The sequence below is a fragment of the Agarivorans sp. Toyoura001 genome, from assembly GCF_005405585.1.
GTDB lineage: Bacteria > Pseudomonadota > Gammaproteobacteria > Enterobacterales > Celerinatantimonadaceae > Agarivorans.
Genome location: NZ_BJEQ01000022.1, coordinates 1 through 12537, shown reverse-complemented (window position 1 = coordinate 12537; position 12537 = coordinate 1). Strand labels below are relative to the sequence as shown.

Here is a 12537-nt window from a genome sequence, read left to right as displayed (position 1 = left end):
GGTTAATATATAAATCATGAGGTCAGACCTCTTAACTGGTTAAGGATAATTTGAATGCACCACCAACAACAATCTTTACAAACCGCCAATGGCTCACGAATAGCAGTGGTTGCTGGCCTGCGTACTCCATTTGCTCGACAGTCAACCGCCTACCAAGATGTGCCTGCTGTAGATTTAGGCAAAATGGTAGTGAATGAGTTGATTAAGCGTGTCGACTTAGACGTTAAAGAGATTCAACAGTTAGTGTTTGGCCAAGTGGTGCAAATGCCGGCCGCGCCAAATATTGCCCGTGAAATTGTATTGGGCACGCCTATGGATCCATCAACCGATGCATACAGTGTGTCTCGGGCCTGTGCAACGAGCTTTCAAGCTGCCGTAAACGTGGCCGAGTCTATTATGGCGGGAACCATTGATTGTGGTATTGCTGGTGGTGCAGATTCTTCCTCGGTACTGCCTATTGGGGTAAGCAAAAAGCTTGCTCGCAGCCTACTTGAGTTATCAAAAGCACGCACAGCAGGGCAGCGTTGGAACGTGATAAAGAAACTGCGGATTAAAGATTTAGCCCCAGTACCGCCAGCGGTCGCCGAATATTCTACTGGCATCTCTATGGGCCAAACCGCCGAGCAAATGGCGAAAACCCATGGCATTAAACGCGCAGACCAAGATAAGCTAGCCGCCCGCTCTCACCGCTTGGCTCATCAGGCATGGGAAGAAGGCAAGTTAGATGATGAAGTAATGACCGCTTACCCAGAACCTTATAAAGCATCTATTAGCCGCGATAACAATGTGCGTGGTGATTCAAGCGAAGAGAAATTAGCCAAGTTAAGACCGGTGTTTGATCGTAAACATGGCTCGGTAACCGCGGCAAATGCCACCCCACTTACTGACGGCGCCGCAGCGGTATTACTGATGCGCGAAGACAAAGCCAAAGAACAAGGCTTACCTATTTTAGGCTACATAAAAAGCTATGCCTTTGCGGGAATCGATGTATGGGAAGACATGTTAATGGGCCCTTCTCACGCCACGCCAATTGCTTTAGACCGAGCGGGCATAACCCTTCAAGACTTAGACCTCATTGAAATGCATGAAGCCTTTGCTGCGCAAACCTTAGCTAATGTAAAAATGTTTGCCAGTGACGAGTTTGCTAAATCAATCGGTCGCGATAAAGCTTTGGGCGAGATTGATATGGAAAAATTTAACGTAATGGGCAGCTCTATTGCCTACGGCCACCCCTTTGCCGCAACCGGAGCACGAATGATTACTCAAATGCTAAATGAATTACGCCGTCGTGGTGGTGGACTAGGTTTAACCACTGCCTGTGCGGCCGGTGGGTTAGGTGCGGCAATGGTTTTGGAGGTTGAATAATGGAACAGCAAACTTTTACCTTAACCACTGAAGATAATATTGCCTTGCTAAAAATTGATGTGCATGGCGAAACCATGAACACCTTAAAAGCAGAATTTGGCCCAGAGCTCGACACTATTTTGGCGGACTTGGAGCAACAAACCCAACTTAGCGGTTTAGTGGTTTATAGCGGCAAAGCCGATTCATTTATCGCTGGTGCCGATATAGCTATGTTAGACAGCTGTGAAACAGCCGCCGATGCACAAAAACTGTCGCAAGATGGTCACAAAGTGTTTGCTCGCTTAAGTAAACTGCCTTTTCCGGTGATTGCCGCTATTCATGGTCCCTGTTTAGGTGGTGGGCTAGAAGTGGCGTTAGCCTGTGATTACCGCGTATGTAGTATTGATGATAAAACCAGCCTAGGTTTACCAGAGGTGCAACTTGGTTTGTTACCTGGTGGTGGCGGTACGCAGCGTTTACCTAAACTAGTTGGTGTGCAAAAAGCCTTAGAAATGATGCTCACTGGCAAGCAGCTTCGCCCTAAACAAGCGCTTAAAAGCGGCTTAGTTGATGAAATGGTGCCAAGCAGTGTGCTATTAGACGTCGCTAAAAAATACGCAGGAAAAGCCAAACGTAAACCAAAACCGAACTTAAGCATTGTTTCTAAACTACTTGAGGGAAACCCTGTTGGAAGAAATGTGCTGTTTTCGCAGGTGACCAAACAAACCTTGGGCAAAACGCGTGGTAACTATCCTGCGCCCATAGAAATTATTGCTTGTGTTAAAGCGGGTATTGAGAAGAGCTCGGCAGCAGCTTATGAAGAGGAAGCCAAGCGCTTTGCTGGCTTAGTTAAAAGCTCAGAGTCAGCAGCTTTACGCGGTTTGTTTTTTGCTTCAAATGAGCTTAAAAAAGAAAGCTTGTTTGAAGGCGTTAAGCCACAAAAAATTAGCCAGGTTGCAGTATTAGGTGGTGGCTTGATGGGGGCGGGCATAGCCTTTGTATCTGCCACTAAAGCCAAAGCGCAAGTGCGTATTAAAGACATTAGTGAAAAGGGTGTGCTAGGTGGGCTTAATTATGCTTATAAGTTGTTAGATAAAAAGCGTAAGCGCCGTTTTATTAGCAACGCTCAACTGCAACAGCAAATCAACAATATTACTGGTGGTACTGACTTTGTGGGTATGCAGAATACTCAAATTGCTATAGAAGCGGTGTTTGAAGATCTATCGCTGAAGCAGCAAATGGTTTCTGATATTGAAAGCAATTGTAATCCGCAGACTATTTTCGCTAGTAATACTTCCTCGTTACCTATTGCGCAAATTGCCGCGAAGGCAGAGCGCCCTGAGCAGGTGATTGGTTTACATTACTTTAGTCCGGTAGAAAAAATGCCTTTGGCTGAGATTATTCCGCACGCTGGCACTAATGAACAAACCATTGCTGATACTGTGCAGTTTGCCCGCAAACAGGGTAAAACGGCGATTGTGGTTAAAGACGGGGCGGGTTTTTATGTGAACCGTATTTTGGCGCCATACATGAATGAAGCGGCTATGTTGTTGTTAGAAGGACAGAGCATAGAACACTTGGATAAAACCTTACTTGATTATGGTTTCCCTGTTGGGCCAATGACCTTACTTGATGAAGTGGGGATTGATGTTGGGTCTAAAATTGCGCCTATTTTGGAAGCTGAATTAGGTGAGCGTTTTAAAGCACCGGAAGCCTTTGACAAGTTAATTGCCGATAAACGTTTAGGCAAGAAAAATGGTCGCGGCTTTTACCTCTATGGTAAAGGTAAAAAAGCGAAAGCCAAACAAGTGGATGAAAAAGTCTACTCAGTACTCGGTATTAAGCCAAAGAGTGCTATTGATGGCGCTAAAATTTCAAAACGCTGTGTTTATATGATGCTTAATGAAGCTGCTCGATGCTTGGATGAAGGGGTTATTCGCAGTGCCCGTGACGGCGATTTAGGCGCTATTTTTGGTATTGGTTTTCCGCCATTCTTAGGTGGACCATTCCGTGCAATGGACAGTATTGGGATTGCCAATTTAGTAAAAGAGTTGCAAGCCTTAGAAAGTAGCCATGGAGAGCGTTTTAAACCCTGTGAGGCTTTAGTGGCAATGGTTGATACAGGCGAAAGCTACTACAGCTAATTTGTAAATCTTCGATGACAAACCCAAGACAATTTAGTTTGTCTTGGGTTAAGATTCTTTGGCAGTGTTCTGCTAAAATCACCAGCCATTTCTGTTGTAGAGCGAGTTGTATGTTTTTCGTTTTATTGTTGTCGGTTTGTTTTGGCTTGTTCTTCTATATCGAAGCCATTAAATTCTCGTTACCACGATGGCGTTGGACTATCGCTGGCTTTTTGTTTGGCCCGCTGTGTATGCCACTTCTTTGGACTCACCAAAAGCTTAACGTAAAGCGAAGCCAAGGTTTCAATGAGTCACGCTTTAAGGCTTAGTTGTAACTGTATAACTTTGATTGTTGCTGAAACTCTGCTCTGCTTGTTACATTGCGGCCCGTTTCCAAATGATGGGTGTTCAGCGGCGCTTGGTCTAAGTCTTCACCACCATGGTTATACACCACTACACGATCTCGCTGCTTGCTCTTCAAGCTCATCATAAATCGCACTAAGTCATGACGTTCTAGTTTATCTATGCACTCGGCAGCGCGTTGGCGTTGATTAAAGTCGGCATCTTTATTGCCAATACTGACCCAAAAGCGCTGAGCTCGGGTGCGCATATTACTCTCGCGCTCTAGTATTTGGGCAATTAAACCTTGTTTGCTCTGTTGCCATTGCGCATCACTTAACTCAAACATCAGTACTGGGAACTCATTCAAAAAGTCGTTAATAGCATCTAATAGGGTTTGCGGTTGCCCGTGAGGCGACTGTACATAAAAAATAATCCCAGGATGGCGATTCAAGGGTAAGTTACCGGTTCCCACAATGTAGCCCAGCTGTTGCTTGGTACGTAACTCATTGAAAAAATTAGAGGTCATAATGTGATTAGTAAGCGTAAACAAGGCAATGCTCTCGGGGCTTAAATCCCTGCTTTGATAATAAATCATTAACGCTGAGTCACTTTGCTGGCATTCCACTTCATAAAGCAGAGTGCCTTGTTCTCGAATACTAATAAGCTTGCGCGGGGTTTCTTTCGATGGACTGGTATTAGGCGATATTTCTTGTTGAATAAACTCGCCTAATTCTACTATTTTTTGTTCAGGCCAGTTGCCATAGGCCAGCATCTCAACATGGATATTCTGATAAAGTTTGCTCACAAAGTCGGGCAGATCTTCCAATTGCACATCGTCTAAAGCGTCTAACAATTCTGATGGTGGAGGATTATTAGGTTGCAGCAAAGACGTTAACTCGCTGAACAGTTGTGAAATGGGTTTAACCTGCATCTGGTTTTGCCAATGTTTAGCCAGTTGCTGCTTGATGATGCCAAAGCGTTTCCGCTCAAAATGGCCAAACAAGCGGTTATTCATTATCATTTTGAGCAGCAAAATTTGTTTATCACTAAAGCCTGATAAATGCAGGGTATAGCCGCCTTGGTGAGCGTAAAGTTGATAAGACATTCCAGCAATTTCTGCTTGGTAAGTCATCTCACTTAAATGGTCTAACATCAGCTCTACCATTAGGCGAGTGCAGACAATATTGCGCACCGAGGCAACCGCATAGGCGGAATCAACCGATACATATAAATGGCCTTTTGGCACTTTAAACTCGGGCTCGTTGGTAAACCATAATCGAAAACCGGGCTTATCAAACAACATTTTAGGCACAACTTCCTGGTCTACTGTATCTACCAAAGGAGAAGCATTAAACGATAAAAAAGGGTTGCTAGCAGGCAGGTGTAGGCTTTCTATTTCTGCTGGTTGTTGCCAACGGGCTAGGCGCTCTGCTTCGATGGGTTTGACCGAGTATGGGGTGTGGTACCACTTCGCAATTTTGTCACCTTTTACCTGCGGGGAGACTAAATTAATCCGCATTTTTTCAGGTAATAGTTGCTTTAAACACTGGGCGATAAGTACTTGGTCATATTGCTCCATGGCGTAATCGCCATAGATAACATCTTCTGCAGGATAGTGCTGTAGGTTTATGGACAAGTGCGAGACTAGGTCAATGGCGCGAGACTTTTCTTGATACAAAAAAGCCCGTTCAAATACTTGCTGCTTTTCACTATAGCGCCAAGCTTGTAGCCCTTGTTCGCGGATTAGCTTTATATAGCTAAAAGTGGCGTCAATTATCGGATCTATACAGTGTAAACCTTCATCGGTTAATGAATAGCTGATGCAAAAATCTTTAAAGTTACTGCCGTTTACCCCTCCGCCAGCAGCCATTGAATTAACCAAGCCCGCATGCCGTAATAAAGCCACTAAACTACCGGGACCTTCATAGCCAAGAATGTGGGCGATATAGGTTAAGGGTTTTTGTTTATACAGAGCATCCATGTCACCAAAGCCGAAAGATAAGGTGAGTTTTTTGAGTTCTTTAACCGGTTGAATATGGGTTTCTATGGCTAAATGTTCTGGCAAATATAAAGGTGCTAATGGGGGGCGAGACACTGCCACTTTGGGTACCGCTTTAAACAGCGCAATAACATGGCTCTCTATGTCATCTAGCGATTGAGGGCTTAATACGGCTAGCGTCATTAAATCAGCAGAATAGTGCTGTTGGTAAAAGGCAATTAAATCGTCACGAATGGTTTGGTCTTTGTTGTCACTTAGCGTATCTAAACTACCCACCGAAAACTGGCTAAAAGGGTGGGCAGGGTTAACGGTTTCTTTATGTACCTGATAAATTCGACGCACGTCGTCTTTAAGTTTTAGCTTATATTCGGAATCAACCGCTTGGCGTTCTCTTTCTACTAGCTCGGGGTTAAAGCAAGGGCAGATAAAAAACTGACTAAAGCGATCTAGGGCTTCATCAAACCAATCGTTTTCGATATCAAAATAGTAATTAGTATGTTCAGTGCCTGTCCACGCGTTATTGCTGCCACCATGACGCGTAATAAAACTTTGGTATTCGCCGGCAGAAGGGTAAGAATCAGTACCTAAAAACAACATGTGCTCTAAAAAGTGAGCCAGCCCTTCACGGCCTTCTGGGTCATGAAAATGTCCAATATTTACCGCCAACGATGCCGCTGACTTTTGTGCGGTATCATCTTGGACTAACAATACTTTGAGACCATTGTCTAATGTAATGTTTCGGTAATGTTTTGGATCATTGGGGCTGGTATGCAAGGCAAATATCCTTGATTAGGGCGATACTATGATTATCAGTCGCTTGCGATGGTCTTGCAAACTCTGATGGATGTTTTGTGGCATATCAATTAAATTAGCTGCCAAAATTAGTAAGCTTAAGTGCTTTGTACACCTTAATTATTAAAAGAGCCCCCTTATGCAAGTATTTATCATGCGCCATGGTGAAGCCGAAATGTTTGCCGCCAGCGATAGTGAGCGAGCATTAAATCAGTCTGGCTTAAACGAAGTAGGCAAAATGGGCGGATACTTAGCCAGCAAACTAAAGCAATTGAATTATGTACTGGTGAGCCCTTACTTACGCGCTCAGCAAACCTGGCAGCGGTTAGCGAAAAGCTTGCCCGAAGCCGCACAAGTTATCGAGTTGAAAGAGCTTACTCCTTCCGGTGATGAAATGGCTGTTGTGGCTCTAATTAATGAGCTCGCGCTTGAGTCTCCCAACGGGAGCTTGCTGGTGGTCTCTCATTTACCCTTGGTTGGGTTTATTGTTGAAGGTTTAGTTGCTGACGCTGGTGCTCCGCTATTTAGCACCGCAGCAGTAGCCGAAGTAAATGTGGCCGAAGAAAACAGTTTTATCTCTTTGCAACATCCAGTAACCTTAGCTTAAATTGGTGAGTTGTACTAAATATTTAGTATAAACTGGTGTATTGCGCTTTGTTGCATAGGTTCCCAGTTTTTTGTTCTTTTGAGATCTCCTTCGCGGTTCCATTAATTTACGCCGATTTTCTTAGAAATGGCGCAACTGTCCTTGTAGTATCGCTGTGTCATTACTGTAGTGGACACATCGAATGAAAATATTTTCGCGCTATTCTCCGGTAAAAATTGCTCGTTACGTTAAGGCGTTCTTTAAAGGACGTTTGTACATCGAAGGACGTGGAGCATACGAATTCAAAAATGGTAAACTCGAAACCCTACCAAAATACAAGACCACTAAACACCGGCAAACAGTGGCTGAAGTGAATCAACAAATTGATCAGTTCAAGAATAAAGCAGCGTAGCTAAAACGGCTTTTAAGCAATAAAAACCACTCTCAGGAGTGGTTTTTTAGTTTGGAGAGTTTATTAAAACCAGCAAGGCACTTGATCCTCCATGCCCTTTGGGAGCTTGGTGAAAAGCAAGAACCTGCGGATGCTGAGCTAACCATTGTGGCACTTTGGTTTTTAGTATTTGTTGGCCATGACCGTGCATAACAGACGCAACATGATAGTGCTGTTGTTTACACTCTATAATTAAAGCTGCTATTTCTTGCTTAGCTTGTTTTTGAGTGAGTCCATGCAAATCGAGTAAAATCTCTGGATCGTAATCACCGCGGCGAAGCTTTTTTAGCTCGTAGGGATCGCAGCTATCACTTTGCCAACGCATTGGCCCTTCGCTGGGTAATAAGGGGTGATACTCATCTGAAAAGAAGAATTGACTATTATTTAGCGCCGCTTGTTGTTGTTTTTCCCTTTGTTGGCTTTTTTGCTTGATTCGAGGGGGCTCAAGACTTATTTTATCTTGTTTTATCTGGCGAACGCCTTTGAGTGCTTCTTTGAAAGCAGCGAAATCTTCGTCAGTTGGTTTTTTCATCTTTATTATCAGTTGTGCCTGAAGCCATTTATTGGGTGATTGTACTTAATCTGGAGGCCAAATTGGAAAAGATATTTATCGAAGAAGCAATCGATGAGTTACATACGATACAAGATATGATCCGCTGGGCGGTGAGTCGATTTAATGCTTCAGGCGTTTTCTATGGTCATGGAACAGACAATGCGTGGGATGAGGCTGTACAGCTTGTTTTACCCAGCTTACATTTGCCCTTAGATGTTGATCCAGAAGTTAGGCACGCACGTTTAACTCGTCAAGAGCGTAGTTTGTTGGTTGAGCTAGTGGTTAAACGCGTGCAAGAACGTTTACCGGTTGCCTACTTAACCAATAAAGCATGGTTTGCTGGCTTAGAGTTTTATGTAGACGAGCGCGTGTTAGTGCCGCGTTCTCCTTTTGCCGAGCTTATCGAAACGCAGTTTTCACCGTGGTTAACTCAAGAACCTACGCGAATTTTGGATTTATGCACTGGCAGTGGCTGTATAGCTATTGGTTGTGCTTATGCTTTCCCGGATGCAGAAGTTGACGCGGTAGATATTTCAGAAGATGCACTAGCCGTTGCCGAAATTAACATTCAAGGGCACGGTTTAGAGCAGCAGGTTACACCTATATTGTCTGATGGTTTAACAGCACTTAAAGGCCAAACTTATGATTTAATTGTAAGTAATCCGCCCTATGTTGATGCCGAAGATATGGGCAATTTACCCGATGAGTTTATGCACGAACCCGAGTTAGGTTTGGCCTCAGGCTCTGACGGTTTAGAGTTAACTAAAAAGATTTTGGCTGATGCAGCCGAGCACTTAAATCCGCAAGGCTTATTAATAGTAGAAATTGGTAATAGCCAAGTGCATATGCAACAGCAGTTCCCTGATGTGCCATTTACATGGATAGAGTTTACTAACGGTGGACATGGGGTATTTATTATTAGCCGTGAGCAGTTATTAGCTTGTGGCTCGCTATTTAAACAGTAAGGATAGAGTTGATGGCAGGAAACAGCATAGGCCAACTTTTTCGAGTGACCACCTTTGGTGAAAGCCATGGTGTGGCACTGGGTTGTATCATTGATGGTTGTCCTCCGGGATTAGAAATCACCGAAGAGATGATTCAAAAAGATTTGGATCGCCGTAGACCGGGTACCTCGCGTTATACCACTCAGCGTCGTGAACCAGACCAAGTGAAAATTTTAGCGGGTGTATTCGAGGGTAGAACTACCGGTACTTCAATTGGTTTAATGATTGAGAACACCGACCAGCGCTCTAAAGACTACTCTAACATTAAAGACATGTTCCGCCCTGGTCATGCTGATTATACCTATCATCAAAAGTATGGCACGCGTGATTATCGTGGCGGCGGCCGTTCTTCGGCGCGTGAAACCGCCATGCGGGTAGCGGCTGGTGTTATTGCTAAAGAGTACTTAAAGCAGCATCACGGTGTAGAAATCCACGGATACCTTAGTGAATTAGGTCCGGTTAAAGCTGAAACTGTCGATTTTGACCAGATAGAGCAAAACCCTTTCTTCTTCCCTGATGCAGGTAAGTTAGAAGAGCTTGATGAGTTTATGCGAGCGCTTAAGAAAGAAGGTGATTCAATTGGTGCGCGTTTAAGCATTGTGGCTAAGCAAGTGCCAGTGGGTTTAGGTGAACCGGTATTTGACCGTTTAGACGCCGATATCGCCCATGCTTTAATGGGCATTAATGCGGTGAAAGCGGTTGAGATTGGTGATGGTTTTGCGGTGGTTAATCAACGTGGCAGTGAGCACCGAGATGAAATGACACCTGAAGGCTTTAGCTCCAATCACGCCGGCGGCGTACTTGGTGGTATTTCTTCTGGTCAAGATGTGGTTGCCCACATCGCATTAAAGCCAACGTCTAGTATTACAGTGCCAGGGCAAACCATTGATAAATATGGAAAACCTGTTGAGGTGGTGACCAAAGGGCGTCACGATCCTTGTGTTGGAATTCGTGCAGTGCCTATCGCAGAAGCAATGTTAGCGATAGTGTTGATGGACCATTGCTTGCGTCAGCGCGGTCAAAATGGCGCTGTTAGTACTGAAACGCCAGTTCTACGTTAAAACACCATGCTAGATTAAAGCCCTTAAATGTTTGTGTTTAGGGGCTTTTTTTTAGCTTTTTTAATGGAATATACTGTTTATGTTTGATGATGTAGAGCAACTAATACTCTTGTTTAATCGCACTTTCACTGATTTTAATACGGTGTTGGTAGCAGGTGAGGACGAGCCTATTTATTTGCCTGCAAGCCAGCATTTAGTGCAGCACCAAGTAATATTTGCCCATGGCTTTTTCGCTAGTGCATTACACGAAATTGCTCATTGGTGTATCGCTGGTGAAGGTCGTAGACAGCTTGAAGATTATGGTTATTGGTATAATGGTGACGGGAGAGACCAGAGTCAGCAATTAGAGTTTGAGAAAGTTGAAGTTAAACCACAGGCTATTGAGTATGCTTTTGCGCTGGCAGCAAACAGGCTATTTCAAGTGAGTGTGGATAATTTGTCAGGCTTTCAAAGTGACAGACATAGCTTTGCCCAAGCCGTTGAGTTGCAATATCAGCACTATCTTAAAATAGGTTTCCCTCCTAGAGCAGAGCAGTTCATTACCGCTTTAAGTCAACATACCTTGGTTCATGATTATGAGGAAGTGCTGTGATTAAGCTTGGTTTAATTATAAATCCGATTGCTGGGGTAGGCGGCAGTGTTGCTTTAAAAGGCTCAGATGGTGTGGTTGAGCAAGCCCTCGCGAGAGGGGCTGAGAAAAAAGCAAATCTTCGTGCAGAGCAAGCATTACAACAACTTACTCGTTTAACTGAACCTTTTGAAGTGTATACCGCTTCGGGAGAAATGGGCCAGCATCTCTGTGAGCAGCTGGGTTTCGCCTATCAAGTGGTTTATAACGCAGCAGAGCCTACCAGCGCCGCAGATACCCAGCAAGCGGCTATGGCTATTGCCAAGCTACAGGTTGATTTGTTGGTGTTTGCTGGTGGCGATGGTACGGCACGAGACGTATTGTTGGCGGTAGGTGAGCAAGTAAACTGTTTAGGCATTCCTGCGGGCTGTAAGATTCATTCCGGTGTGTATGGGGTTACACCTAAAGCTAGTGGCCTAGTCATTGAGAAACTGATTAAAGGTGAAATGCTCAGTTTAAAAAATGCTGATGTGATGGATATTGATGAGCAAGCATTTCGCCAGGGGCGGGTGCGTGCGAAGTGTTTTGGCGAAATGATGGTGCCCGATGAGCTGAGGTATGTACAAGCGGTTAAGCAAGGCGGAATTGAATCAGAAGACTTGGTATTGCAAGACATTGCCGCTGAAGTGATTGAAATGTTGGCCGATGAACAATTTATAGCCGGTTCTGGCTCCACTGTTGCGGCTATTATGCAGGAGTTATCACTGCCTAATACTCTTCTAGGAGTAGATTTGGTTAAAGATCACCAAATCGTCCAAGAGGATTTGACCGCAGATGAGCTGATAAATAGAATAAGCCACGTAAAAACAAAGCTATTGATTACACCTATTGGTGGCCAAGGTCATTTATTTGGTCGAGGTAATCAGCAACTTAGCTCTGCGCTTATTCGCAAACTAGGTCGCGATAACATTGTAGTCGTAGCGACTAAAACTAAACTTAAATCTTTGCATGGACGCCCGTTGATAGTTGATACTGGCGATACAGAACTGGATAAAATTTTATCTGGAAGCATCAAGGTAATTACTGGTTACCGCGATTATATTATGTATCGAGTATCGAACCCTGAAAATGAGGTTACCGATGCTCAAAAATTATGTCACTCTGCTGCAGACTTATCTGAACAGTCACGACACTAATCTAAATGCTCCACCGAAAAACATGGTTCAATACTTAAATGATCATTTAGGTGTTGTTGCAACTCAAACTGAGTTAAGCCATCGTCCAATGGTGCACTGCTTAAAATCTCAAATGCACATTGCTTTATTAGATGCGCATTTCGACGGTGAAACCGACGATACAATGCAGTCTCAAGTAGAAGCGTTATGGCGCAATGCAATTGCTTTTGCAGATAGCCAACGCCAAATTGCTGCTGTAGCGTAAGTTTCCATAGCGAAAAAAAGCAAAGCTTAAGCTTTGCTTTTTTTATGCCTGCTGTCCCGTCCGGAAATAGGTTGACATAAAGAGGACGTCTTTATGACAACACCCATTAACTCAAGCCGTAAGCGCACACAACGAGATTACACCTTAGCCTTTAAATTAGGTGTCGTAGCGCGCATCGAAAAAGGCGAAATGACGTACAAACAAGCACAAGCCCGATTTGGCATTCAGGGGCGTTCAACCTTACTGGTTTGGCTCAGAAAACATGGTAGGCTTG

The 12537-nt window shown here is 44.1% G+C and carries 11 protein-coding genes and 1 pseudogene; 10 read left to right on the top strand and 2 right to left on the bottom strand.

Annotated features, from left to right (window positions below; all coding sequences use genetic code 11):
* The first annotated feature begins 54 nt into the window (after positions 1-54).
* Both fadI and fadJ read left to right on the top strand, forming a co-directional pair.
* Positions 55-1365 (top strand): acetyl-CoA C-acyltransferase FadI, encoded by a 1311-nt coding sequence (fadI, locus tag FFR00_RS19115; protein ID WP_137675019.1) that lies wholly within the window; start codon positions 55-57, stop codon positions 1363-1365.
* On the top strand, positions 1365-3488 hold the full coding sequence (gene fadJ / locus FFR00_RS19110; protein WP_137675018.1) for a fatty acid oxidation complex subunit alpha FadJ: 2124 nt from the start codon (positions 1365-1367) through the stop codon (positions 3486-3488). Before fadI ends, fadJ begins: the two co-directional genes overlap by 1 nt.
* 304 nt (positions 3489-3792) lie before the next feature.
* Here the strand turns inward: fadJ and FFR00_RS19105 are convergent, their stop codons facing one another.
* Positions 3793-6582 (bottom strand): insulinase family protein, encoded by a 2790-nt coding sequence (locus tag FFR00_RS19105; protein ID WP_137675017.1) that lies wholly within the window; start codon positions 6580-6582, stop codon positions 3793-3795.
* Positions 6583-6739: 157 nt separating this feature from the next.
* On the opposite strand from FFR00_RS19105, the gene sixA reads away from it, so the two are divergent.
* Both sixA and FFR00_RS19095 read left to right on the top strand, forming a co-directional pair.
* Positions 6740-7207, top strand: coding sequence for a phosphohistidine phosphatase SixA (gene sixA, locus FFR00_RS19100; protein WP_137675016.1), 468 nt, complete (start codon positions 6740-6742; stop codon positions 7205-7207).
* Between the two features lie 181 nt (positions 7208-7388).
* Positions 7389-7598 (top strand): DUF1107 domain-containing protein, encoded by a 210-nt coding sequence (locus FFR00_RS19095; protein WP_137675015.1) that lies wholly within the window; start codon positions 7389-7391, stop codon positions 7596-7598.
* A 46-nt stretch (positions 7599-7644) separates the two neighbouring features.
* On the opposite strand, the gene smrB is transcribed toward FFR00_RS19095, so the two are convergent.
* Positions 7645-8169, bottom strand: coding sequence for an endonuclease SmrB (gene smrB / locus FFR00_RS19090; protein WP_137675014.1), 525 nt, complete (start codon positions 8167-8169; stop codon positions 7645-7647).
* A gap of 62 nt (positions 8170-8231) precedes the next feature.
* On the opposite strand from smrB, the gene prmB reads away from it, so the two are divergent.
* From prmB to FFR00_RS19060, 6 genes and pseudogenes are all read left to right on the top strand, one after another.
* Positions 8232-9155 (top strand): 50S ribosomal protein L3 N(5)-glutamine methyltransferase, encoded by a 924-nt coding sequence (prmB, locus tag FFR00_RS19085; protein WP_137675013.1) that lies wholly within the window; start codon positions 8232-8234, stop codon positions 9153-9155.
* Between the two features lie 11 nt (positions 9156-9166).
* The gene (aroC, locus tag FFR00_RS19080; protein ID WP_137675012.1) at positions 9167-10255 is read left to right on the top strand and encodes a chorismate synthase; all 1089 of its coding nucleotides are present in this window, start codon (positions 9167-9169) and stop codon (positions 10253-10255) included.
* 79 nt (positions 10256-10334) lie between these two features.
* Positions 10335-10847 carry an elongation factor P hydroxylase gene (locus tag FFR00_RS19075; protein WP_137675011.1) on the top strand — a complete coding sequence of 171 codons (513 nt, stop codon included), beginning with the start codon at positions 10335-10337 and terminating at the stop codon, positions 10845-10847.
* Positions 10844-12019, top strand: coding sequence for an ATP-NAD kinase family protein (locus tag FFR00_RS19070; protein ID WP_137675010.1), 1176 nt, complete (start codon positions 10844-10846; stop codon positions 12017-12019). Before FFR00_RS19075 ends, FFR00_RS19070 begins: the two co-directional genes overlap by 4 nt.
* A 22-nt stretch (positions 12020-12041) precedes the next feature.
* On the top strand, positions 12042-12263 hold the full coding sequence (locus FFR00_RS19065; RefSeq protein ID WP_137675009.1) for a hypothetical protein: 222 nt from the start codon (positions 12042-12044) through the stop codon (positions 12261-12263).
* A gap of 93 nt (positions 12264-12356) precedes the next feature.
* Positions 12357-12537: pseudogene (locus FFR00_RS19060) on the top strand (IS3 family transposase); the annotation flags it as partial.